Annotated in this window: 17 protein-coding genes and 1 riboswitch; of the genes, 2 read left to right on the top strand and 15 right to left on the bottom strand. The window is 71.2% G+C overall.

From position 1 onward, the window contains the following. The first annotated feature begins 46 nt into the window (after positions 1–46). Entirely contained in the window at positions 47–235 is a 189-nt protein-coding gene (locus ADX84_RS01920) for a DUF5999 family protein (RefSeq protein WP_017544800.1), read from the top strand. Between the two features lie 50 nt (positions 236–285). Here ADX84_RS01920 and ADX84_RS01915 read toward each other — a convergent pair whose 3' ends face one another. The 14 genes from ADX84_RS01915 to ADX84_RS01850 form a co-directional block, all read right to left on the bottom strand. Continuing rightward, entirely contained in the window at positions 286–1,557 is a 1,272-nt protein-coding gene (locus ADX84_RS01915; protein WP_049566381.1) for a tetratricopeptide repeat protein, read from the bottom strand. A gap of 273 nt (positions 1,558–1,830) precedes the next feature. Then, a complete protein-coding gene (gene gcvP / locus ADX84_RS01910; RefSeq protein WP_049566377.1) occupies positions 1,831–4,728 on the bottom strand; it encodes an aminomethyl-transferring glycine dehydrogenase in 2,898 nt (965 codons plus the stop codon). Between the two features lie 97 nt (positions 4,729–4,825). Next, positions 4,826–4,916: riboswitch (glycine riboswitch) on the bottom strand. A gap of 150 nt (positions 4,917–5,066) precedes the next feature. Next, positions 5,067–5,567, bottom strand: a complete 501-nt coding sequence (locus ADX84_RS01905; protein WP_049566375.1) for a MerR family transcriptional regulator — start codon at positions 5,565–5,567, stop codon at positions 5,067–5,069. Between the two features lie 413 nt (positions 5,568–5,980). Beyond that, positions 5,981–6,454: a bifunctional nuclease family protein gene (locus ADX84_RS01900; RefSeq protein WP_049566372.1), complete on the bottom strand. Its 474-nt coding sequence runs from the start codon at positions 6,452–6,454 to the stop codon at positions 5,981–5,983. Positions 6,455–6,623: 169 nt separating this feature from the next. Further along, entirely contained in the window at positions 6,624–7,166 is a 543-nt protein-coding gene (locus tag ADX84_RS01895) for an FHA domain-containing protein (RefSeq protein ID WP_049566369.1), read from the bottom strand. An 874-nt stretch (positions 7,167–8,040) separates the two neighbouring features. Beyond that, positions 8,041–10,545 carry a mannose-1-phosphate guanyltransferase gene (locus ADX84_RS01890; RefSeq protein WP_049566564.1) on the bottom strand — a complete coding sequence of 835 codons (2,505 nt, stop codon included), beginning with the start codon at positions 10,543–10,545 and terminating at the stop codon, positions 8,041–8,043. A gap of 224 nt (positions 10,546–10,769) precedes the next feature. Then, the gene (locus tag ADX84_RS01885; RefSeq protein WP_049566366.1) at positions 10,770–11,525 is read right to left on the bottom strand and encodes a CDP-alcohol phosphatidyltransferase family protein; all 756 of its coding nucleotides are present in this window, start codon (positions 11,523–11,525) and stop codon (positions 10,770–10,772) included. 201 nt (positions 11,526–11,726) lie between these two features. Continuing rightward, positions 11,727–13,127, bottom strand: a complete 1,401-nt coding sequence (locus ADX84_RS01880) for an NAD(P)/FAD-dependent oxidoreductase (RefSeq protein ID WP_049566363.1) — start codon at positions 13,125–13,127, stop codon at positions 11,727–11,729. 176 nt (positions 13,128–13,303) lie between these two features. After that, on the bottom strand, positions 13,304–13,786 hold the full coding sequence (locus tag ADX84_RS01875) for an SRPBCC family protein (RefSeq protein WP_049566360.1): 483 nt from the start codon (positions 13,784–13,786) through the stop codon (positions 13,304–13,306). 341 nt (positions 13,787–14,127) lie between these two features. Beyond that, on the bottom strand, positions 14,128–15,312 hold the full coding sequence (locus tag ADX84_RS01870) for an amidohydrolase (protein WP_049566357.1): 1,185 nt from the start codon (positions 15,310–15,312) through the stop codon (positions 14,128–14,130). A 108-nt stretch (positions 15,313–15,420) separates the two neighbouring features. Beyond that, positions 15,421–16,350, bottom strand: a complete 930-nt coding sequence (locus ADX84_RS01865) for a DUF2382 domain-containing protein (protein WP_049566354.1) — start codon at positions 16,348–16,350, stop codon at positions 15,421–15,423. Between the two features lie 257 nt (positions 16,351–16,607). Next, complete coding sequence (gene thyX, locus ADX84_RS01860) at positions 16,608–17,405, bottom strand: FAD-dependent thymidylate synthase (RefSeq protein WP_049566352.1); 798 nt, start codon at positions 17,403–17,405, stop codon at positions 16,608–16,610. Positions 17,406–17,655: 250 nt separating this feature from the next. Next, positions 17,656–17,796, bottom strand: coding sequence for a GPGG-motif small membrane protein (locus ADX84_RS26220; RefSeq protein ID WP_026129297.1), 141 nt, complete (start codon positions 17,794–17,796; stop codon positions 17,656–17,658). A gap of 124 nt (positions 17,797–17,920) precedes the next feature. Then, positions 17,921–20,134 (bottom strand): anthranilate synthase component I, encoded by a 2,214-nt coding sequence (locus tag ADX84_RS01850; protein WP_049566347.1) that lies wholly within the window; start codon positions 20,132–20,134, stop codon positions 17,921–17,923. Between the two features lie 368 nt (positions 20,135–20,502). On the opposite strand from ADX84_RS01850, the gene ADX84_RS01845 reads away from it, so the two are divergent. Further along, entirely contained in the window at positions 20,503–22,788 is a 2,286-nt protein-coding gene (locus tag ADX84_RS01845) for an ATP-binding domain-containing protein (protein ID WP_049566344.1), read from the top strand. A gap of 48 nt (positions 22,789–22,836) precedes the next feature. On the opposite strand, the gene ADX84_RS01840 is transcribed toward ADX84_RS01845, so the two are convergent. Further along, positions 22,837–23,667, bottom strand: coding sequence for a hypothetical protein (locus tag ADX84_RS01840; protein WP_049566341.1), 831 nt, complete (start codon positions 23,665–23,667; stop codon positions 22,837–22,839). Positions 23,668–23,823 lie beyond the last annotated feature (156 nt).

Genomic DNA, 23,823 nt, shown 5'->3' with positions numbered 1-23,823 from the left:
TGTTGGCCTCAGCTCAACGAGGAGCACCCCGACGAAAGGCTCTGACATGTGCAGCCATTCACCCGCCTGCCCTTCCTTCGAGGACACCGACCGCGAGGCCGCGCGGGTGGTCTCCAGTCACCCGGAGCAGGGCTGGAGTCTGCTCTGCAACGGTGTCGTCCTCTTCGACGACACAGGTGAGCTCCTCCCCGACGGCGCTGTCGTGGCCCCGCACCGCCCCCGGGTCGCCGCCTGACCCGACGCTCCCGAGAGCGCGTCACGCGGGCCCGGTCCGGGCCCGTCCTCTCAGCCTCCGTCCGGCCACTGCTCCGGCAGGACGTCCTCACCCATCGCCGCGCTGAGTCGGCGCCGGAAGTCGGCGTGCACGGAACTCCCCCACACGAGCTCGCTCGGTGTGCGCAGGGCCGTCTCCATGGCGGCGCGCAGGGCCGCCGGGCGGGACTCGCCCTCGACGACCGGGACGGCCAGCAGGGCGTGCATCTGCGTGATGACCGCGAACAGCTCCCCCGCCAACGCGGGCGCGCTGGATGTGGCGACCGCCTCCTCCAGGTAGACCTCCCACCACGGTTCGGGCTGTTCTCCACCGTCCTCCGGCGACTCCTGGGCGAAGGGGCTCCGCAGCCGAGCCCGTACGGCGTCGGCGGTGTCCCGGTCACGGTTGTCCAGCCCCAGGCGCCAGACCCGCTCCGCGACATCCGGCTCCCCTCTCAGGGAGAGCAGACCCGCGAGCAGCTCCACCGCCGCCCCCGAGGTGCGCGGTCGCGGACGCGTGCCCGCTTCCCCCTCGGTCGGTCCGGCGCCCACCACGCTGCCCACGTCCGCGATGGCCCTCTCCAGGTGGGTGGCGGCGCGCAGCATCCGCAGCCCGGGGTCGTCACCCACGCTCAGGCCGCGCTCGACCGCGACAGCGGCGGCATCCGGCCGCCCCCGTTCCAGAAGTCGGCCGGCCAGGTCACCAGCGGCCTCCACCACGGTGGCAGCGTGCAGTCGGCTGATCGCCGCGTCTGCGGGCGGTAGCTCCAGCGCCGCCTCCCAGTGCTCCTCCGCCTCGTCCTCCTCGCCGCGCAGCTCCGCCTCGCGTGCCAGTCCGTAGCGGGCCACGGCCGTGTAGGCGGGGCCGCCGAGGTCCAGCAGACGGTGCCAGACGCGGACGGCCTCGCCGTGCGCACCCTCCTGTTCCAGCGAGAGCGCCAGGTGGTAGGCGGCGCGAGGGGCGTAACGGGTGTCCCCGGTGGCCAGGGCGCGACGCGCGGCCTCCCTCGAGGCGGCCGGGTCCCCACGCTGGTCCTGCACCACGGCGAGACCGAGCAGCGCCCTGGCCTGGACCCGGGGCGGGGGGTTGGCAGAGACGGCCCGCTGGTAGAGCTTGGCGGCCCGTTTGAGGTGTCCGCTCTCGGCGAGGTCCTGAGCCTGGTCGCACAGGTCCGGGGCGCCCTCCGGAGAGGGCACGGAAGTACCCTCGGCGTCGTCGGGGTCCGTGGCCCGGGGTGCGGGGTCGGCGGGGTCTGCGGGGTCTGCGGGGCCAGAGCGCGCGGGAGGTCCGGACGTCGTGGTCATTCGTTCCGCTTTCCATGGGGGTGTCGGGCCCGCGCGACGGGGAGCGCGTGCCGCGGGCGTGACCGCGACCGGCCTCGGCGGCGGCTGTGCAAACTCTAACGCGCCCTCTCCCGGCCGTCGCGGGCTCCCGGTGGGGGTGTCGCCCTCGTCGGCGGTTCCCTGCCGCGTCCTGGCCCCGCGGGAGACACGCCAAGGGGCGCCCACCCTCTCGGGTGGACGCCCCTGACACGCTCAGGCGGGCACTCGGCTCCGTGCCCTCGTGAACCTCGCGGGCTACAGCTCGAAGGCCTCCGGCGGCGGGCAGGAGCAGACCAGGTTGCGGTCACCGTAGGCCTGGTCGATCCGGCCGACCGGCGGCCAGTACTTGTCCTGGCGCAGCGTCGACAGCGGGTAGACCGCCTCCGCCCGCGTGTAGGCGCGGCTCCACTCGTCGGCGGTGACCGCCTCGGCGGTGTGCGGGGCGCCCCGCAGCGGGTTGTCCTCGACGTCCCACTCACCCTTGACGACGCGGTCGATCTCGCCCCGGATGGAGATCATCGCCTGGACGAACCGCTCCAGCTCGGCGAGGTTCTCGCTCTCCGTGGGCTCCACCATGAGCGTGCCGTTGACCGGGAAGGACATGGTCGGCGCGTGGAAGCCGTAGTCCATCAGGCGCTTGGCGACGTCCTCGTTGCTGATGCCGCTGGCCTTCTGGAGGGGCCGGATGTCGATGATGCACTCGTGCGCGACCAACCCGTTGGCACCCGTGTAGAGCACCGGGTAGTACGGCTCCAGGCGCTTGGCCACGTAGTTGGCGGAGAGCACGGCGGTCTCTGTGGCGGCGCGCAGGCCGTCGCCACCCATCATGCGCACGTAGGCCCAGGAGATGGGCAGGATGCCCGCCGAGCCGAAGGGCGCGCCCGAGACCGGGCCGACACCGGTGTGCGGGCCCGCCTCGGGCTGGCCCGGGTGGTTGGGCAGGAAGCCCGCCAGGTGCGAGCGGACCGCGACCGGGCCCACGCCCGGACCGCCGCCGCCGTGCGGGATGCAGAAGGTCTTGTGCAGGTTGAGGTGGCTGACGTCGGCCCCGAACTCGCCCGGCTTGGCCCAGCCGACCAGAGCGTTCAGGTTGGCGCCGTCCACGTAGACCTGACCGCCCCCCTCGTGGACCAGGCGGCACACCTCGGTGATGGTGTCCTCGTACACACCGGCGGTGGAGGGGTAGGTGACCATGATGGCCGCCAGTTCGCCGCCGTGCTTGGCGATCTTGGCGCGCAGGTCGTCGAGGTCGACGTTGCCGTCCTCGGCGCAGGCCACGACGGCCACCCGCATGCCCGCCATGACCGCGCTCGCGGCGTTGGTGCCGTGCGCGGAGCTGGGGATGAGGCAGACGTCGCGGTGCTCGTCGCCGCGCGAGCGGTGGTAGCCGCGGATCGCCAGCAGGCCGGCGAGCTCGCCCTGGGAACCCGCGTTGGGCTGGAGGGAGACGGCGTCGTAGCCGGTGACCTCGGCCAGCCAGCCCTCCAGGTCGCGGATGAGCGACACGCTGCCGGCCGCCTGGTCGAGCGGGGCGAACGGGTGCAGGCCCGCGAACTCCGGCCAGGTAATGGACTCCATCTCGGCGGTCGCGTTGAGCTTCATGGTGCACGAGCCCAGCGGGATCATCGTGCGGTCCAGCGCGAGGTCGCGGTCGGACAGGCGGCGCATGTAGCGCAGCAGGGAGGTCTCGCTGCGGTGGGTGTTGAACACCTGGTGGGTGAGGTAGTCGACGCCGCGCGCGAGACCGGCGGGCAGGTGGTCGGCGTCGCCGTCCACGGTCACCGGGCCGCGTTCGGCGCCCCGGTCGGCCTCCCCGAAGGCGGCCAGGACCTTCTCCAGGTCGGCGACGGTGGTGGTCTCGTCCACGCTGAGGCCGACCGTGGTCTGGTCGACGCCCAGCAGGTTGACCCCGGCCTCCAGGGCACGCTCGACCACCCTGTCGGCGCTGGGCACGCGCACGCGCAGGGTGTCGAAGTAGGCCCCGTGGAGCACCTCGAACCCGCGCCGGGTGAGCGTGTCGGCCAGGGCTGCCGTGCGGGTGTGGACCTGGCGGGCGATCGCGCGCAGTCCGTCGGGGCCGTGGTAGACGGCGTACATCCCGGCCATGATGGCCAGGAGCACCTGCGCGGTGCAGATGTTGCTCGTGGCCTTCTCGCGGCGGATGTGCTGTTCACGGGTCTGGAGGGCCAGACGGTAGGCGGGCTTGCCCGCGTCGTCCACCGACACGCCGACCAGGCGGCCGGGCAGCTGGCGGCGGAGCTTCTCCCCCACCGACATGTATCCGGCGTGCGGGCCACCGAAGCCGAGCGGGACACCGAAGCGCTGGGTGGAGCCCACCGCGATGTCGGCCCCCAGGTCACCGGGGCTGCGCAGCAGGGTCAGGGCGAGGATGTCGGCGGCCACCACGGCCAGGGCGCCGCGCTCGTGCGCCTCGGCGATGACGGCGCTGGGGTCGCGCACCGCGCCGCTGGAGGCCGGGTACTGGACCAGGACACCGTAGACGTCGCCCTCGGGCAGGCCCCGGGTGAGGTCGGCGACGACGACCTCAATGCCGAGGGGCTCGGCGCGGGTGCGCAGGACCTGGAGGGTCTGCGGGAAGACGTCGGCGTCGACCACGAAGACGTCGCTCTTGACCTTGCTGACGCGGCGGGCCAGGGTCATGGCCTCGGCGGCGGCGGTGGACTCGTCCAGCAGGGACGCGCCCGTGATGGGCAGGCCCGTGAGGTCGGAGACCATGGTCTGGAAGTTGATGAGGGCCTCGAGGCGGCCCTGCGAGATCTCGGGCTGGTAGGGCGTGTACGCCGTGTACCAGGCCGGGTTCTCCATGATGTTGCGCAGGATGACGGGGGGCGTGAGCGTGCCGTAGTAGCCGCGGCCGATCATCGGCGTGGCGAGCCTGTTGCGCGAGGCCAGCTCGCGCAGTTCCGCCAGTGCCTCGGCCTCGCCGATCGCCTCGGGCAGGTCGAGCGTGGCGCTCTGCCCAGGGGAGCTGAGAATGGACGCGGGCACGGCGGCGTTCATGAGCTCGGCGGTGGAGCCGTAGCCGACCGTCTTGAGCATCTCGGCGGTCTCGGCGGGGGCGGGTCCGATGTGGCGGTCCGCGAACACCCGGGCGGGGGCGCCCGGGGTGGGGACGTTCGACGGGTCAGGCACGGAGACCTCCTGGTGACAGGGCCGATCGGGTCGGCGGTGTTCCTCACGGTCTCCCCCTCTGTCACCGGGCACGACCGCGCCCAGGCTTCAGAGCGGCCTCCTCCGCGCGGTCCATGGTGCCTGAGAGGTTACTGGGGAGTATTGCCCCGTCGGCGCCCCGTTGCCGAGGTCTCTCCCGCGCGGTATCAGCGGCCTGCTGACGCTCTGTATGTGTGTACAAGCAGGGCGAATGTCGGTTTTCATCCCTGTTGTGACTACGACCGTACTCGATCCGGGCCCGTGACACCGAGTCAGGGCACACCTTTCACCACGGCCGACTCACCAGTGTCGGCACGGGTTCACCCGGTGCGGCGCTCCCTGCGCCGCAGGGCCAGTTCGTCCACGGCCTGGGGCGCCGCGGCGGGAAGGTCGGCTCTCTCCTCGGCCGGGACCACTCCGAGCGCCTCCTCCAGTTCGCGGGAGACGTTGGCCAGCGCCAGACCGAACATGCCCTGGCCGCGTTGCATGAGATCGACGACCTCCTCGGGCGAGGTGCACTCGTAGACGCTGACGCCGTCGCTCATGAGGGTGATGCGGGACAGGTCGACGGCGGGACGGCCACGCAGGTGGTCCACCGCGGTGCGGATCTGCTGGAGCGATATCCCGGTGTCCAGGAGCCGCTTGGCCACCTTCAGCATCAGGATGTCAGGAAGGCTGTACAGCGGGGCGTTGTGGGCTCCCGTGCGCACGCTGGGCACCACCAGGTCGGTCCTGGCCCAGTAGTCCAGCTGTCGATAGGTGATCCCGGCGGCCGTACACGCCGCTGGACCCCGATACCCGACGTCCGTAGGCAGCGCCATCACGTCCTCTTCGCACAGTAGGCCCTGCTGCCCCGCTAGCCGCAGCGCGGACCGCCTGCCATGGTGATCCCGCTTGCCGCTCGCTACCGCCACGCCGACCTCCGGCTTCTCGTCCCACGGCGGCATCGACAGGGGAGTCCACTCAGGGAACGGGCGCGCCGTGGGTTTCACAGCACTGACGGTAGGACGACCGCAGGGCAGCGTCAACGAAGGCGCGCGGCGCGTCGCCAAGTGTGCACGCCAATGGAGCCGCGGTACCGGACCCCGCCGGGCCGAAACCCGCCGGACCGTTTTCGGCTACGCCCTCCACGACCATTCCGTTCACCTAATCTATCACCAGTGCGACCGACGAACCCGCAGGTCACGGCCGCGAGAAAGGCAGCGGGGCCCGCAAAGGGCGAGCCCCGACCGCCTCAGGCACCACGTTGCCCGAAATCCTCCGGCGAGATGTTGTCCAGAAACTCCCGAAACGCCTCGACCTGGTCCTCCTGCTCGTCCGGGATCGGCATCCCGGCCTCCTCGATCACGTCCTCGTGGGCGTAGATCGGGGTGCCGGTCCTCAGAGCCAGGGCAATGGAGTCCGAGGGCCTGGCACTGACCTCCACACCGTTGCTGAAGACCAGCTCGGCATAGAAGATGCCATCACTCAGGCCGGTGATGTTCACCGTCTCCAGCGCCGTGTCCAGCGCGTCCAGGACGTCGCGGAACAGGTCGTGGGTGAGCGGGCGCGCGGGCGAGACACCCTGCTGGGCGAGCGCGATCGCGGAGGCCTCCACCCCACCGATCCAGATCGGCAGGTAGCGGTCCCCCTCGGATTCCTTGAGCAGGACAATCGGTTGGTTCGAGGGCATCTCAACCCGGACGCCGACGACCTCCATGTGTTTCACAGCGGCTCCGTCCCACGAGTCGTCATGCCGGATGGGCGCTCGTCCCTGCTCCCCGTCGGATCAGGACCCGAGGGCGAAATCGGCACCCTTCGTTACAAAGCTGTCCGGAGGCGGGGGGCCGCAAACCTCATCGGCACACCCGCCCCCGTCGACCGTGGTCAGCGCACCGTCATCGGCGCGGCTTGGTCAGCAGAACCATCCGGAACTTGCCGATCTGGATCTCGTCCCCGCCACCCAGTTCGGCCTCGTCCACCGGCTCGCGGTTGACGTAGGTGCCGTTGAGGCTGCCGACGTCCCGGACCCCGAAGCCGTTGCCGCGGCGGAAGAACTCCACGTGGCGTCGGGAGACGGTGACGTCGTCGAGGAAGATGTCGCTGTTGGGGTGTCGGCCAGCGGTGGTCACGTCGCTGTCCAACAGGAACCGGCTCCCTGCGTTGGGGCCCCGCCGGACCACCAGCAAGGCTGTTCCGGGCGGAAGGGCGTCGGTGCTGGCGGGGTCGTCGCCGCCGAGTTCATCGCCCTGTTCCTCCTCCTCCAGCGCCTGTATACCGGAGATGGAGATGGTCGAGGTGACATCTCCCGCGGAGTCGCCGCCGGCGTTGGGCCGTGGACTCTGCTGTTCGGCCCTGCGGACGGGTGTTCCACAGTGGGAGCAGAAACGGGCATCATCCGCAACGGCGTGACCGCACTGCGTGCAGTAAACGCTCGACATAGGTCGGCTCGGCCTCCTACCGCACGGGGCGGTGCTTGATTCGGCTGATCGGTGGCGCGTTCCGGGCGTCGGGCGGGCCTGGGGCCCACTCACCGTCCGGAACACGGTGAGTCGGTCCACTGTCGCGGCAGTGGTCGCCTCACGCGGTCGGTCGCTAGGTCTCATCCCCCAAGTAGGACTCCTTGTCACCCCCGTTGGATGTCCGCCGTTGCCGGGATTCCCGTGGCGGGTGGTGACACGGTGCCTCAGGGAACACTCGACTTTAAACCATATCCCTGTCCAGACAGGGTTTCGCTCCCCCAGGCCCGCCGCGAACACCCCACTGGGGCGCCCGTGACGCGGGGTTCGGCCGCGTAGGAACCTGGGGCCCCGCCACGGCCGGTGACAGACCTCGTGGGAGACCGACACCTGTTCTGGAACAGATGCCCTTCCCGGGCGTTTGGTTCTCGGTCACCCGAGGTGGATTTCCGCGAACTTCACTCCCCTGCCCGGACCTGCGACTTCGTCCACTTTATCCCCGGACCCGACGAAGGACGCGAACACCCCGGGCCAGCGGGCGGACACACCGTGTGGGCGCGGACGTCCCTTCCGTCCGCGCCCACACACCCCGGGGACCGGGCCGCCAGGCCGTGTCCTTCGGATGATTCCTTCCCCGTCGCCCGCCACCGCCCTCAACGGGCGCCTGCGGCGCCGTGTCCCCGCGTTACCACCAGGCTGCCTCTCGCCGCGCCGATGAGGCTCGGAGAGTCGAACCCGGGTGGGGCCCCCGCTGCGCGAGAACGCGAAACTCGCGTAGCAGCGCACAGCGGGGGAAACGGCCGCTCGCATCGAGGCCGGCTCCGCCGCCACCGGCGAAGGCATCCGAGGACAAGCCCTAGCTCTCGGCCCGCTCCACCACCGCGGCCCACTCGTCGAGCAGGCGCTGCACCGTGTCCGAATCAGGACCTTCCGCCCAAAGATGGGTGACGGCCTCCGCCGTGTCCGGCAGGACCAGCGCCCAGCTGCCGTCGGATTCGATCACCCGCACCCCGTCCGTGGTGTCCAGCTCGCGCTCTCCGGCGGCCTCCACGACCGCGCGCATCACGCTCCCCTTGACCGCCCACGGGGTGGGTACCGAACGGCGCAGGAGGTGCGCCTGAGGGATCGCACGGTCGATCTGGCCGAGCGAGCGCCGGGTCCGGGCCACCAGACCGAGCAGCCGCACGAAGGCGGCGATCGCGTCACTGGTGGGACTGAACTCGGGGACGACGAAGCCGCCGCGGCCGTCTCCGGCGAAGACGATCTCCGCGCCCTCGGAACGCACCGCCTTGGTCAGCTCGTCCGTGGCGGTGGCCGTCCAGAGCACCTCGGCACCGTGGGAACGCGCCACCTTCTCCGCCACCCGGGTCGTGGTGACCGGCAGGGCCACCCGCCCGCCACCGCGTTCGGCGGCGACCAGGTCCAGGACCACCAGGAGCGCGCGGTCGCCGTCCACCAGCTCGCCGTTCTCGTCCACGATGGACAGCCGCTCGGCCACCGGGTCGAAGCGCACGCCGAAGTCGGCACCGGAGTTGGCGACCAGCTCGCCCAACCTCTCCAGGTCCCGCATCTTCTTCGCGACGGTGTCGGTGGGCGACGCCTCGTCCAGCCGGTTGTTGACCGTGAGCACGTCCACGCCGATCCTGCCCAGCAGGGAGGGCAGGATGAGCGATCCCGTCCCGCCCGCGCAGTCGACCACGACCTTGAGCTCGGCCTCGGCCACCCCTGAGGTGTCCACGGATCGCAGCAGCTCGTGGGAGTAGTTCTCCACGTTGCGCGACGGGAAGGACAGCTCGCCGATCTCCCCGGGGAAGGCCCGGCGGTACTCGGCCCGGGAGAAGACCCGGTCGAGCTTGCGCTGGGCCCCCGAGGAGAGGTCCGCGCCCTCTCCGTCCAGGAAGATGATGTCCACGGACTCGGGGTCCCCTGGACTGGTGCGCACGGTGATGCCGCCGCTGATCCCGCTCTGCGAGGTGTGGAAGCGCGCCACCGGAAGCGGGACCACCTCCAGGTCACGCACCTCGATGGCGGCCGCGGTGAGCGCGCTGATGACCGCCCGTTTGAGCGTGCGAGCCGCCCGTGAGACGTCACGGGAGGTCGTGACGATCGCGCCCTTCTTGAGCGTGGTGGCGTAGGCGTTGGCCAGCCGCACCGCGAGCTCCGGGGTGATCTCCACGTTGATCAGCCCGGACACGCCCCGGGGGCCGAACAGCGAGCGCTGCCCGCGCGACTCCCAGACGACGTTGGTGCTGACCACCGCGCCGGCCTCGATGGTCTTGAACGGGTAGACCTTGACGTCGTTGCTCACGTACGCCTCGGACTCGATGACGCAGTCCTCGCCGACGACCGCGCCCTCCTCGATCCGGGCGGCCGCCATCACGTCGGTGTTCTTGCCGATCACGGCGCCGCGCAGGTTGGCGCCCCGGCCGATGAAGACGTTGTCGTGCAGCACGGTGCGGTGGCAGAAAGCCTCCGCCCGCACGACCGTGTTGCTGCCGACGACGGTGTACTCGCGCAGCTCCGCCCCGGCCTCGACCTTGGCGTAGTCGCCGACGTACAGGGGACCCTTGAGCACGGCGCTGGCGTCGACCTCGGCGCCCTCGCCGATCCACACTCCGGGCGAGACCTCGAAGCCGTCGATCTCGACGTCGACCTTGCCCGAGAGCACGTCCGCCTGCGCGCTGAGGTAGCTCTCGTGGGTGCCCACGTCCTCCCAGTAGCCGTCGGCGACGTACCCGTACAGGGGTGCGCCCTCCTCCAGCAGTTCGGGGAAGACGTCACCGGACCAGTCGACCACCTCGCCCTCGGCGACGCGGTCGAGCACCTCCGGTTCCATGATGTAGATGCCGGTGTTGACGGTGTCGGAGAAGACCTGGCCCCAGGTGGGTTTCTCCAGGAAGCGCTGGATGCGCCCCTGCTCGTCGACGATGATGATCCCGAACTCCAGCGGGTTGGGCACCCGCTTGAGGGCGATCGTGACCTTGGCGCCGCGCTCCTTGTGGAACCGGACCATGTCGGTGAGGTCGATGTCGGTGAGCGCGTCACCGGAGATGACGATGAACGGTTCGCCGCGCAGGTGCTCCTCGGCGTTCTTGACGCTGCCCGCGGTGCCGAGCGGCACCTCCTCGGCGACGTAGTGGAGCTTCATGCCGAGCTCCTCGCCGTCACCGAAGTAGTTGCGGATGAGTGTGGCCAGGAACTGGACGGTGACCACGGTCTCGGTGAACCCGTGCTTGCGCAGCAGGCGAAGTACGTGCTCCATGATCGGTCGGTTGACGACCGGGAGGAGCGGTTTGGGCTGGTTGGCGGTCATCGGGCGCAGGCGTGTGCCCTCGCCCCCCGCCATCACCACGGCCTTCATGGGGGGTGCGGTGGGTGCGCCCTCGTTCGGGGGAACGGGCGCGGAGTCGGGTGCGGTCATCGCGCGCACCTCCGAACGGCGGGGCCGTCAGGAGACGCAGCGAAGGATGGTTTCTCGGAACGCGCACGGTCGTGCGCGGTGGGACATGTTCTCATTGCGGAGACGACACTCCCTTTCGATCCGACAGGACTCTGGTGAGCCGGTCCGCCGGTTCGTTCGGTGGATCAGGGCGCGGCCTGGCCCTGGTCCGGCAGGCCCGGTCCGTCCGGGCCCTCGGGTTCCGCACCGGGCGCGCCGTCAGCGGACGCCGGAGCGGACGGATCGGGACGGTCCACGCCGTTGCCGCGTGCGGGGTCGCTGTCCCGGGCACCCGTGGGGGAACCCGTGTGATCAGCGCGTTCGTCGCGGCGGGTCTGGTCGATCAGACGCAGTCCCTGTACGGCGTAGAGCAGTCCGGCCCACCAGTACAGAGCCGTTCCCCACAGCGCGAAGGCCCAACCTGTAATCCGGGCCACATCTCCGACGAGGGACGCGTATCCGGCGATGAACAGTAGAGGGAAGGAGTACAGCAGGCAGAGGGTGGCGGCCTTGCCCGCGAAGTTGACCGGCAGCGGCCCGTAGCCGAAGTGGCGCAGCAGCGGGAGCGCACCGAGGATGAGGACGTCGCGCAGCACCAGGATGCCCATCAGCCACCAGGGGATGATGCCGCGCAGGACCAGTCCGAGCAGGGCCGCGAAGATGTAGAGGCGGTCGGCGAGCGGGTCGAGGATCTGTCCGAGTTTGGTGGCCTGGTTCCAGGCCCGGGCGATCTTGCCGTCCAGCCAGTCGCTGAGCCCGGCCAGGGCGAGCACGAGCAGTGCCCACCAGTCGGCCTGGGGCACCAGGATGAGCCAGAGGAACAGCGGCACACCCAACAACCGGAGCATGCTCAACAGGTTGGGAACCGTCCAGATGCGGTCACTGACCACCGGGCTGGCCACGCTGCCCCCCGCCTCGTGTCTGCCTTCTTCGCCGGATCGCCCCATACCGCCAACGATAACGGGCGGGGCCGTCGTTGCCCGCCACCTCGTGCCCCACCGGAACCGGGTGCCCGGACGGACGGCCTCCCGCTGATCGTACCGTGTACGGACTTCGCCCGGGACCCGGGTGCGACCTGCGCGGACGCACGCTCCGGTGGTGGTTCAGCCGAGGTCGAGGATGCGGTCGGCCTCCCGTCGCCCGGAAAGCAGGGCGCCGTGCACGGTGGCGGTGTGCTCGATCTCGGTGGCCTCGCCCGCGAAGAAGAGGCGGTCGCCGACCGGGTCTCCCAGGGCAACGCGGTCCCCGTCCCCGGCGCCGACGGCGGTGAACGAGAACCCGCCCCGCGCGAAGGGGTCGTCCATCCAGTGCGTGAGGTAGTGGTCCACCGGGTCCGGGGCCTTCTTGAACATGCCGCGCAGGGAGGCCATGGCGTGTTCGACCACGTCCCCGTCTCCCATGCCCGAGAGGAACCGCGCCGCGTTGCCGCCGTTGCGGCTGACCAGGATGGGTTGGCCGTAGACGTTCTGACCGGCGTACCAGTGGAACCAGGTGCCCTCCTCGGTGCCCAGGTGGACCAGGACCTCGGCGTCACCCCAGAACACGTCGTCGAAGCGCAGGAACAGCTTCTCCAGCAGACCGTTGCCCAGCCGCGCCACGGCGTCGCGTTTGTCCTCCGGCAGTTCCGGGGTGAAGTCGACCTGGCCCGACTGGAGGACCCCGATGGGCAGGGTGACCAGGACCCGGTCCGCGGTCAGGGTCTCCTCGCCGTCGGGGGTGTCCACCCGCACGCCGACCCCCTCGTCGTCGTGGGACACCGCCAGGACCACGTGCTCCAGACGGACGTCCAGCCCACGGGCGAGGTGGTCGGTGAGCTGGCTCATGCCGTCGGGGAAGACCACGTCGTCGCCGCTGAACTCGTGCCGGGAGGCGACCGCCGCGAAGGCGACCTCCTCGGCGTCCGCCCCGTGGTCGGCCTCGGCGATCCGGTGGACGATCTCGGCGGCGTCCCTGGCCCGGGAGCGCACGAGGTTGGCGTCGTAGAGGGCGTGGTCGATGCCCTCCTCCATCGACTCCTCCGGGCTGGCGCCGACCGTCGCCCAGTACATGTGCTCGTGGAGGAGGTTGACGTCCTCCAGGTTGCGGCGGTGCCGGTCGAACAGGAGCCTGCGGCCCTTGGGGTCGTAGGCGGTCTCGGTGGAGCGGTTGAACACGGCGGTGCGCGCGCCCACCTCCTCCACGAGGCGGGAGAGCGGGTTGTTCTCCTCGCCGCGCATCCAGGAGGCCCCCACGTCCAGGGTCGCACCCTCCCAGGCGTTCAACGAGTGGATACGCCCCCCGGTGCGGTCCCTGGCCTCGACCACGGTGACGCGTTCGCCCTGCTCCGCGAGGCGGTCCGCGGCGGCCAGACCGGCCATTCCGGCGCCCACGACGATGGTGTGGCCCCGTCCGGGTGCGGCCTCGCGTCCGCGCGGTTCGGGCTCGGCGCGGGGGGCCTCCCCGTGCCCGTCCTCCGTGCCGGAGACCTCCTCCTCGGTGATCTCCGCGCCCACGTCCTCGCTCATCGCGTTCCCCCTCCGTGTCGGCGGCCGACAAGAGCGACCCTAAGCGCCCGGTCTGTCCCGACCAGGGAGGACACACCAGGGACCCCCGGCGCGGGTCACGCGCTGACACCCTCGAGGGCGCCCCTTCCTCACGGCGGGAACGTCCGGACCGGGCACGGGGCCGTGACGCGGACGGGTCAGGGTTCGACGTGCCCGGCGAGGTTGGCCAGTGACGAGGCCAGACCGACCTCGTGGTCCTCGGGCCGGATGCCCCGGGGCACGTCCGTCGCCTCGATGGTCACCCGTGTGCCCTCGGGGACGGGTTCCATCCGCCAGGCCATGACCATCGTCCCCAGGAAGGCGGGGTCGTCGGAGGTGAAGTCGACGGACTGCACGACCCTCTCCCCCGGCACGAGTTCGTCGAACCGCACCTCGGTGACGTCGGTGGTCTCCGAGGACTTGCCGTGTCCGGCGTCGGACTCGCCGTAGGTGAGCACCATGCGGAACCCGCCCCCGAGCCGGGGGTCGAAGTTCTCGATCCGGCCCCCCATGCCCTCCGGGGGCAGCCAGGCCTCCAGGGCCTCACCGTCGGTCAGCGCGCGGTAGACCGTGGCCGGCGGCGCCGCGACGACCCTCTCGGCCCGGTCGATCCGCTCGTTCCCCTGGCGGTCCTCGTTCATGGGGCCCTCCCTGGCTCCATCACGCCCGGACGCTCCGGGCGCGGGCCACGACCCTAGCTCGGGGCGGGGACAAAGTGAGGGAGGGCTGGCGGGACGGCGGTCGGCGCTCTTCCCACCCACCGCCGCCCCCACGTGCACGGGCCCGTCCCGTCCTGACCGGCCCGAACGAACGAGCGGTCCCGTCCTGACCGCTCCGGGGTACCCGGGTGGCAGAGCCCGGGTCCACGTCCTCACCGGGGGCTCATGGAGTCGTCACCGCCGCCCCGGTGTCCGTCAGTCAGGAAACCTAGTGCGCAAGGCTTTCAGATTTCTTCCGGCTTCCGCGCGGCAGAGGCGAGCCGTCAGAGGAGACCGCCCTCACGGGCCACGACACGGCCCGCGCGGACGACCGCGTGGCGCCGGGGCAGGTCCACCACAACCTGCGGCAGGCACTCGCCTTCCACCAGGAGGAAGTCGGCTGGGGCACCCGGCGCGAAGTCGGTCCGGGGCAGGTCGACCAGGGACGCCCCGTCGTGCGCGGCGGTCAGGAAGGCGTCCGAGAGCTGGTCGTCCGAACGCGCACGCAGCGCCCTGGCCAGCAGGTGGGCGCGGTGCAGCATGTCGGCGTCGCCGAACGGGCTCCAGGAGTCGCGGACCCCGTCCGAGCCGACGCCGACTCGCACGCCGTGTTCGCGCAGCCGTGCCACCGGCAGGACCCGGGACGGGTCCGGGGCCACGGTGGTGAGCGCGATCCCCGCCTCGCCGAGACCGGCGGCCACGGCCTCGAAGTCCTCGGCTGCCGGGGTCACCCCGAAGGCGTGGCTGACCGTGACACTGCCGCCCATGTCCAGCGCCCGGGTGCGTTCGATGATCGCCCACATGGTGCGAGAGCCCACGGAGCCGCTGTCGTGCAGGTGGATGTCGACACCCGCCCGGTACCGGTCGGCGAGCCCGAACACGAGGTCGAGCTGGCCGTCAAGGTCGTCGTCGAAGCCCTCGGGGTCGATCCCGCCGATCAGGTCGGCCGCGCCGGTGCGCAGCGCCTCCTCCAACAGGGCGTCCGTGCCGGGAGCGCGGCGGACCCCGTGCTGGGGGAAGGCGACGATCCGCACGTCCAGCGCGTGCGCCAGACGGCGGGCGGCCTCACGAACGCCGTGCAGACCGTCCAGCCCGTAGGCGGGGGCGACGTCCGCGTGCGCGCGCATCGCCCGGGTGCCGCGGGTGACGGCGTGGCCCATGAGGCGTTCGGCTCGGTCGGCCACGGGGCTGGGGCAGTTCCGGAAGAACTCGGCGTCCTGTTCTCCCAGCTCCGCGATCCCCCTTGCGGGGCGGCGCGAGTACCAGGGCTCACCCCAGGAGGTCTTGTCCGGGTGGATGTGCGCGTCGACCAGCGTGGGCAACGCGATGCGCCCGCCGCAGTCGACCACCTCGGCGTCCCCCGTGGGGAGGCGGTCGGACACCGCTCCTTCGACCACCACGAGGTCAACAGGGGCGCCGCCCATGGGGCGTACGTCGCGGAAGATCGTGGGGGGCTTCTGCTCGGTCATGACAGCCTTCCTGCTAGCGGTATACCAAAAATAGCGAGGAAGGGGGCACGCACGAGCAAGTGGCCCCTCCTGGAAGGGGCCACTCGGAGGTAGCGTGTACGCGCGTCGTCACGGAGCGCTGTCAGGACCCCTGGGCGGGATACCGTCCTCGTCCTCGAAGTCGATGCGCTCCTTGCGGAGTTCGCCCTCGATGTGCTCCTCGTGGGTGACGTCCCGCTTGCGGACGTGGACCTCCTCGACCGGCACCTCCTCCTTGGAGACGACCGGACGCTCCTCGTAGAGCGTGAAGGTCCGCTCGTCCTCCTCCATGTGCCCGGGATCGGGCACCTGCGACGGATCGGTGATGGGTCGCCGCTCCACCTCCAGCTCCTCGTGGTGCAGCGGGACCGTCTCCTCGAAGCGCTCGGTCTCGACGTGCCTGCGCATGCGCGCCTGCCCGCCCTCGCGGCGCTCGACCCCGATGTCCACCCGCTCCTCGTGACGGAGGACGGAGAGGTCGTCGGTGTCGCCCGCGCCGGGACCGCCCAACCGCTCGTCGGGCCGGAACCGCTCCAACGGGTCACCGGCCTGCGGCTCGTCTCCCCGGCCCTCACGCCGGTCCGCGAAGTCACCGTGGCTGCCGGTCCCCCCGGTCATGGCGGCGCCGGAAGCGGCCCCCTCCGCGGTCCCGGTGCCCGGGTCCGCCATTCGGGTGTCACCCTCCCCCTGGGCCTGCCGGGGGAACCCACCCTGCCTCGCGAAGTAGTCGCGGACGAGGGCCTCGTCCTCCGGGGTGATGTGCCGCTCGGCGTCGACCTGCGGGGCTTCCTTGACGACCGCCTTGTCGTAGGGGACCTGGATGTCCTCCTCCACGGGACGAGCCCCCTGGAGCGGCACGAGGGTCTCCCTCATGCCGAACATTCCGGTGTGGACCGACACCCAGGTCGCTTCCCCGGTGCTGTCGTCGAGGAACACCTGGTTGATCTTCCCCACGTGGGCGCCCTCGGCGTCGAGCACGCGGTGACCGACCAGGTTCTCTGGTACGAGTTCGCCTGTCACGGAGCATCCCCTCCTGGTTCACGGCAACGGGACGTGTGCCCCGTACTCGCCGGGGCCCTACCCCGTCACACAGCCCGCAAAGGCCTTTCGGTCACTCCCTGAACAAGGAAGTGCCGACCATAAAACCCCACTTGGCCTGCGGCGACTCCGATGAACCCCCGATGACGAGCCGTAGCACGGCCGTTGACGCGTGGCACACCCCGTGGACAACACGGCGCCCGCCCCTCGGCGAGGGACGGGCGCTCGGAGTGGAACGGTCAGACCTTGCGGTGCTGGGGCACCCACACACCGTCCTCGACGGTGTAGTCGCCGAAGAGAGCGGGGGCCTCCGCCTTCAGCGTCTCGCCGATGAGGTTGAACAGGAGACGGATCTCCTCCTCCGCGCCAGGAGCCGTACGGGCCTCCAGGGTGTGCCGCAGCGTGCGCACGTTGGCGGTCCACACCAGCCCGGTCGCCACGCCCTCGGGGGCGAAGCGGCGCATGAAGGAGGTCTTGTGCTTCTTCTCCGCGAACTTCACGCCGTCGTCGTCCAGGCCGAAGTGCTCGGCCATCCAGAACTGGAAGTCCTCCATCTGCTGGAGCATGGCGCTGGCGCGCTCCATCAGCTCCGGGTCCTCCTCGGCCCACTCGGGGAACCAGAAGGGCAGGTCGGTCAGGCGGACGAAGCGCAGCGACTCCTGCGAGACGGCCACGCCCGGCCGGTGGCGGATGAGTTCGTGGGTGAGCACCCGCGAGACGTTGTGCAGCACGAAGCTGAAGCTCACGTGCTCGAGGACCGAACCGTGCAGGCTCGCCAGGATGTTGCCCAGGTAGGCGTCCTGGTCCTTGCGCACCCGCGTGACGTTCGGGTTCAGGCCCGGCTCCCACGAGCGGTAGCACAGGCGCCCGGCGAACTCGGCGAGGTTCTGGGGGTCGTTGAGGTGGGCGTCCAGGTCACCCCGGTCGAACCGCTCCATCCACGCCTCGCCGCCGACCTCCTTGAGGTAGTCGGCGATCGCGTCGTAGTCCACCTGCGGACGTGCAACCAGGCGGACCTGGGGCTCGACCTTCTTCACGGCACCCTCTCCTAGCAACTCCCCCGCCCAGGGCACGCGTCATGGCCGCGACCAGGGATGTTCCGGAGCACGGGAGCGTGTGTGGGGCGGGGCCGATTGACCTCTCCCGAGGGTACACGTCCCGCTGGTCAGCCGTGTTCGGTCCGGTGTCGGGGGCCCAAGCCGAGGGGCCGGGTGACCGACACGCGGTTGAGCGTGGTCGGACACCCGGCCCCTCGCCGGTCCGGCGGGGGCGTACGCCCCCTGTGAGTCAGATCCCGTAGAAGTAGCCCGGCGCGACGAACAGGCCGATGACGATGGCGACGATGCCCCAGAGGAGCTGACCGCGCAGCACACCGAGGACGCCGGAGACGATGAGGACGATACCGAGGATCGTAAGCAAAATACCCATACGCCACCCCTGTCCGGTCACGATCCGATCAAACAGTATCCCTGAGATAATTGTTGTCGCGCGACATCGTTCCAGGTGAGCGGCGGTCACTGTGACACAGGTCGTACCGCCGCCACCACGGGTTTCACCCTCGGGCGAGCTCCAGGACACGGGCGACGACGCCCTCACCGACGCTGGCGGTGAGGATCGACTCCGGGTGGAACTGCACCGCGTACCAGCGCGCCACCGGGTCCTCGATCGCCATGACCACGGGCTCCTCCCCGGGCTCGCCGTCCAGGACCGCGGTGACCTCGAAGTGCTTCACCAGGTCCGGGGTGCTGTAGGTGGAGTGGTAGCGGGCGGCGGGGAAGGCGTCGTCCTCACCCAGGCCGGACAGCAGCCGCCCGCCGGACACCCGGACGCGGCCGGGCTTTCCGTGCACGGGCGCGGCCAGGGTGCGCAGCTCTCCCCCGGCGTGCTCGACCATCCCCTGAAGACCCAGGCACACCCCGAACACCGGCAGGCCGCGGGCGGCCAGGGTGTCCAGCAGGTCCGACATGGCGAAGTCCACCGGCAGACCGGGCCCGGGCGAGAGGACCACGAGGTCCGGGGCGAGCCGGTCGAGAAGATCGGGGGCGAACCCGTAGCGGACGGTGGTGACCTCCGCGCCGTGGCGGCGCACGTAGTCGGCGAGGGTGTTGACGAAGGAGTCCTCGTGGTCCACCAGCAACACCTTCATGCCCGCCCCGGGCTGCGGTGCGGTGACGGGCTCGGGGTGGACCTCCCGCGGGCCGTCAGCGAGCTCCTCCCCCAGGGCCAGGGTCTCCAGCAGCGCGCGGGCCTTGAGGAAGGTCTCCTTCTCCTCCGCCTCGGGGTCGGAGTCGTAGAGGAGCGTCGCTCCCACGCGCACGGCCGCCACGCCGTCGCGGATGTGGGCGGTGCGCAGGGTGAGGCCGGTGTTCATGGAGCCGTCGAAGTTGACCACCCCGACGGCACCGCCGTACCAGCGGCGGGGGCTGGTCTCGTGCTGCTCGATGAACCGCATCGCCCAGGTCTTGGGGGCCCCGGTGACGGTGACCGCCCACATGTGGGTGAGGAAGGCGTCCAGGGCGTCGAAGTCACGCCGCAGAGTGCCCTCGATGTGGTCGACGGTGTGGATGAGTCGTGAGTACATCTCGATCTGACGGCGGCCGATCACCTTGACGCTGCCCGGTTCGCACACGCGTGACTTGTCGTTGCGGTCCACGTCCGTGCACATGGTGAGCTCGGACTTCTCCTTGACCGAGGAGAGCAGCTCCTGGATGTTCTCGGCGTCGCCCAGGGCGTCCTCCCCTCGGCGGATGGTCCCGGAGATCGGACAGGTCTCCACCCTCTGGCCGGTACCGGGTTCGCCGGTGACCCGAACGAACATCTCCGGGGAGGCGCCGACGAGGTACTCGCCCTCGCCCAGGTTGAAGAAGAACTCGTAGGGCGCGGGGTTGCGCTCGCGCAGCAGTTCGTAGAAGCGCGCCGGGGACGTGCACCGGGCGTAGGTGCGGTGACCGGGGACCACCTCGAACAGGTCACCGCGACGGAACCGCTGCTTGGCCTCGGCCACCACCTGGGCGTAGGAGCCGGGCTGGGGGCCGGGCGGGACCTCGGCGGCGACCACGGGCGGGGTCGGGCCGGTCTCGCGGGGCAGCCCCTCCGTGGTGGCCTCCGCGCGCTCCTCGGTGGCGGGGACGGTGAACTCGTAGGTGTAGCGCACACACGTCTCGCGCTTGCGGTCGCGGACCACGACGGCGTCGGGCAGGTGCAGGACCAGGTCGCGGTCGGTGGGGTCACGGTCAATGTGTCGCTGGACCGGCTCGAACTGGAAGGCGAGGTCGTAACCGAAGGCTCCGTACAGGCCCAGGTTGGAGTCCTCCGGGCTGCGCAGGGCCGCGACGACGGCGCGCAGGGCTGTGAACACGCTCGGACGGCGGCTGCGCTCCTCCTCGGTGAAGAAGGCGTCGGGATCGGGATCGGGGACCGTGACGGCGACGTGGTCGGCGCTCTGCTCGCGGTCGCTCCTTCCTGGAACGGTGTCGAGCGCGTCGGCCAGGACGGGCAGCAGCACCCGGCCCCGGTCGTTGAGGGCGGTGGCGGTGACCCGGCGCCCCCGGGTGCTGATCTCCAGGCAGGGGTCCACGTACCCCAGGTGCCAGCGGTCGTAGCGGCCCGGGTACTCCATCCCCGAGGAGAGGACCCCGCCCCGGCGGTCCTCCAGGGAGGTGACGAGTCCGGTGAGGATCTCGGGGTCACAGGGGGTGGCGTTGCGTCGGACGGTCACGCCGCTCGGGGTGCGGTACGTGGTGGTCTGTGCGTCGCTGGGCTTCACGGCCGGGGTCCTTTGGCGCTCTGCGGTCGGTGGTCATCGCCGTCCGGGGCCGTTGGATACGACAAACGACCGCCGGTTGGGGGCGGTCGCTGCGGTGTTCGTGGAACGCGAACTGTCGGTGCGCCGCCTAGGAGCGGCGCCACCACTGTCCCTGGTTGGTCGGGCTGGTTCGCATGGGCCGAGTGTAGCGGGTACGCGGCGGCGGGTGGGCCCGAACACGAAAACCCCCACCCGGTTCCGGGGGAGGGTTCGGCCCTCGTCCGCGCGAGGGCGGACTGGCATGCGTGATGACGGTCTGCTAGGCTACGGCAGCCGTGCCTCTTCAACACACCATCACAGCACTTCCTAATCGCAAGGATAGCCACCAGATGGACTCCTGTCAATACGACCGTTCGACGCCCTCCGCTGAGGAGGCCGCGGTCACGGTCGAGCAGGCCCGCGTCAGCGCCATGTACGAACGCCTCGACGCCCTGCGCGCACGGACCGGCCAGCGGCTGGCCGACGCCCACCTCCAGGAACGCTCCGGGTACGCCGCCATCGTGGAACGCGAGACCCGTTCCTACGAGCACGCGCGCCGCAGTGCCCAGCTCGGTTCGGTCGAGGAGGGTCTGTGCTTCGGCCGGATCGACGTCTCCCACGGCCCCGGTGACACCGAGGCGCGCTACGTGGGACGGATCGGCCTGCGCGACGCCGAGTACGACACCATCCTCGTGGACTGGCGGGCCCCGGCCGCCCGCCCCTTCTACGCGGCCACACCCAGCGCCCCGGAGGGGATCACCCGGCGGCGTCACCTCAGGGTTCGCGGCAGGCGGGTCGTCGGGCTGGACGACGAGGTCTTCGACGCCGACGGCCTCACCGAGGGCGACCGCCGTCAGCTGGTCGGCGAGGCGGCCCTGCTCGCCTCCCTCCAGCGGGGCCGCACCGGACGCATGGCCGACATCGTCTCCACCATCCAGGCCGAGCAGGACCGGGTCATCCGCGCACAGTTGGCCGGAGTCCTGGTCGTCCAGGGCGGCCCGGGCACCGGAAAGACCGTCGCGGCCCTGCACCGCGCCGCCTACCTCCTCTACACGCACCGCCGGGTCCTGGAACGCCGAGGTGTCCTGGTGGTGGGCCCCAACCCGGCGTTCCTGCGCTACGTCGGCGACGTCCTGCCCTCCCTCGGGGAGACCGACGTGGTGATGCGCACGGTCGGCGAGCTGTTCCCCGGCGTGGAGGCCTCCGAGCACGACCCCCACGCGATCGCCGCGATCAAGGGATCCCCCCGGATGGTGGCGCTCCTGGGCGCTGCGGTGGCGGACCGGCAGCGCACACCCCGGTACGCCTTCGGTGAGGCGGACCTGCGCGTGGAGACCGACGCGGGCACCCTCGTCGTGCCCGCCCACGTGTGCGAACACGTGCTGGAGACCACCCGGAACCTGCCGCTGCCGCACAACACCGCCCGCAAGTACCTGGTGAACACGCTGCTCGGCGAGCTCGCGCGGGTCGAGTCCCAGGCGCTCAGCCGACCGGTCTCGGACGAGGACCTCCCGCACGTGGGAGCACGGCTCTGGCAGGAGGAACCCGTCCAGCGGGCGCTGGACGCCCTGTGGCCCGACCTCACCCCGGAACAGCTGCTACGCGACCTGTACGCCGACCCCGAGGCCCTGCTCAGGGTGGGGGCGCGGGCCGGGGTCGCGGAGGCCGAGCGCCTGGCGCGCCCGGCCGGGGCGCCCTGGACCGTCGAGGACGTACCGATGCTGGACGAGACGGCCGACCTCCTCGGCCGGGACGACAGCCGCCTGCGGGCCCGTCAACGGCGGGAGCACGCGGAGCACGAGGAGCGGGTCCGGTACGCGCAGGGCGTCCTGGACCTCACCGGACTGACCGAGGATCCGCAGGAGGGGCTGGACGCGCACCTGCTCGCCGACCGCCACCACGACTCCGGACCGGTCCTGAGCACCGCGGACCGGGCCGGCGCGGACCGCGACTGGGCCTACGGGCACGTGATCGTGGACGAGGCCCAGGAACTGTCCCCGATGGCCTGGCGCACGGTGATGCGCCGGGTGCCGACCCGGTCCCTGACCGTCGTCGGCGACGTCGCCCAGACCGGCAGCGCGGCGGGGACCGACTCGTGGGACGCCGCCCTGCAGTCGTACGCCCCGGGCAAGGTGCACGTGGAGCACCTGAGGGTCAACTACCGGACCCCCGCGCCGATCATGGCCGTCGCCGCCGACGTGCTGCGCGAGGCCGCCCCCGACCAGAAGGTCCCCGAGTCCGTTCGCGAGGAGGGCGACGCCCCCCGCGCCGCTCGGATCGCGGGCCTCGGCGACCTGCCCGCGCTGGTCGCCGAGGAGCGAAGGGCCGTCGGAGAGGGCCGCGTCGCGGTCGTCACCTCCGACGCCTCCCTCGCCGGGGTGAGGGAGGCTCTGCCGGGCGCGCTGCGCATGGACTCGGGCGCGCGCGACGCAGCGGGGGACGCCGTGGTGGTGCTGTCCGCGACGCAGTCCAAGGGGCTGGAGTTCGACTCCGTGATCGTGGTCCGCCCGGAGGAACTGCTGGCGCAGCCGCGGGGCGCCAACGACCTGTACGTGGCGGTGACCCGCGCGACCAGGCGCCTGACGGTCGCGCACGAGGCAGACCTTCCGGACCTCCTCAAGCGCCTGGCCGGATGACAACGCGTCCGTCGGGAGCCTCCCGGAAGGGGCCCCGACGGGCGCCGGTCAGGTGTCCCTGACGGACCCGCACCGCTCCAGGTCCCGTGAGGCCTCCAGGTCGTAGGCGTCCTCGACCGCCCCCTTGGGCTGATCCCCCTCGGGGTGGTCGTCCCCATAACTGGGGGTGAAGGTGTACTCCTCCACGCAGTGCACGGGCGCCACCGCGCGCGACCACATCGGCGCCGCCTCCAGCTCCTCCGCGCCCACGTCGTAGAAGCCGACCTCGCCGATGTGCGAGGTGACCAGGCGGGTGGAGGCCGATCCGCCGGGCCGGGCGACCGGGTGCACGATCGTGTACTCGGTGACCACCGAGAGGTAGTCCCACCCCTGGTCGTCCCGGGTCGCCTCCGCGCGCATCGCGCCGTCCACGCGCACCTCGTCCCCGATCGGCTCGGCGGTGCCGTGGGTGAGGTTGAAGGGCAGGTGGCGGCTGTTGAGTTCGTGGTCCTTGTTACCGAGGTTGTCCAGGTACCACTCCAGGGTCTGTCCGGTGAGGAGTCCGGTGAGTTCGCTGTTGTCCTCACCGAACACGGCGTCCTCGTTGAGGTAGACCGCCTCCAGCAGCTCCTGGGTGTGGGCGTAGGAGCGTTCGACCTGCTCCTGGGAGTAGGGACCGACCGCCTCGGCCTCGGGTACGGGGAAACCCAGCCCGTAGTCCTCGGCGGGGCTACCCGCGAAGGGGGCGTCCCGGTCCACCCGGTCGACGGGGTCCAGCTGGGTGAGAACGCCCGTTCCGGGCACGGCGCGGTCCAGGAGGTCCTGGGCCGGTGCGCAGCCGACGAGGGGCAGGAAGAGGAGGACCGTCGCCCAGGGGGCGGCGGCGATACGTGGGGGCATGACGCTGACTTTCGTTCTCTATGTGGCAAATGAGAACTTAGTCCGCCTTCTTCACTCCTGACGGCCCGGGATCGCCACACTTGCGTCACGATCCACCGCGGACCCAAAGGCTAGAAAGGGAGCATGACCCACACCCCGGACTCCCCCGCCCCGCAC

The organism is Nocardiopsis sp. SBT366, from assembly GCF_001083815.1.
Classification (GTDB): domain Bacteria; phylum Actinomycetota; class Actinomycetes; order Streptosporangiales; family Streptosporangiaceae; genus Nocardiopsis; species Nocardiopsis prasina.
This window is presented reverse-complemented; position numbering and strand designations above follow the sequence as displayed.

What these genes read in the sequence shown, in the direction of transcription:
- ADX84_RS01840 (WP_049566341.1), bottom strand. Translation starts at nt 23,667, where the DNA reads ATGCCCCCACGTATCGCCGCCGCCCCCTGGGCGACGGTCCTCCTCTTC.
- ADX84_RS01895 (WP_049566369.1), bottom strand. Translation starts at nt 7,166, where the DNA reads ATGTCGAGCGTTTACTGCACGCAGTGCGGTCACGCCGTTGCGGATGAT.
- ADX84_RS01880 (WP_049566363.1), bottom strand. Translation starts at nt 13,127, where the DNA reads ATGAGCGAGGACGTGGGCGCGGAGATCACCGAGGAGGAGGTCTCCGGC.
- ADX84_RS26220 (WP_026129297.1), bottom strand. Translation starts at nt 17,796, where the DNA reads ATGGGTATTTTGCTTACGATCCTCGGTATCGTCCTCATCGTCTCCGGC.
- ADX84_RS01915 (WP_049566381.1), bottom strand. Translation starts at nt 1,557, where the DNA reads ATGACCACGACGTCCGGACCTCCCGCGCGCTCTGGCCCCGCAGACCCC.
- ADX84_RS01870 (WP_049566357.1), bottom strand. Translation starts at nt 15,312, where the DNA reads ATGACCGAGCAGAAGCCCCCCACGATCTTCCGCGACGTACGCCCCATG.
- ADX84_RS01875 (WP_049566360.1), bottom strand. Translation starts at nt 13,786, where the DNA reads ATGAACGAGGACCGCCAGGGGAACGAGCGGATCGACCGGGCCGAGAGG.
- ADX84_RS01905 (WP_049566375.1), bottom strand. Translation starts at nt 5,567, where the DNA reads ATGGCGCTGCCTACGGACGTCGGGTATCGGGGTCCAGCGGCGTGTACG.
- ADX84_RS01845 (WP_049566344.1), top strand. Translation starts at nt 20,503, where the DNA reads ATGGACTCCTGTCAATACGACCGTTCGACGCCCTCCGCTGAGGAGGCC.
- ADX84_RS01890 (WP_049566564.1), bottom strand. Translation starts at nt 10,545, where the DNA reads ATGAAGGCCGTGGTGATGGCGGGGGGCGAGGGCACACGCCTGCGCCCG.
- ADX84_RS01920 (WP_017544800.1), top strand. Translation starts at nt 47, where the DNA reads ATGTGCAGCCATTCACCCGCCTGCCCTTCCTTCGAGGACACCGACCGC.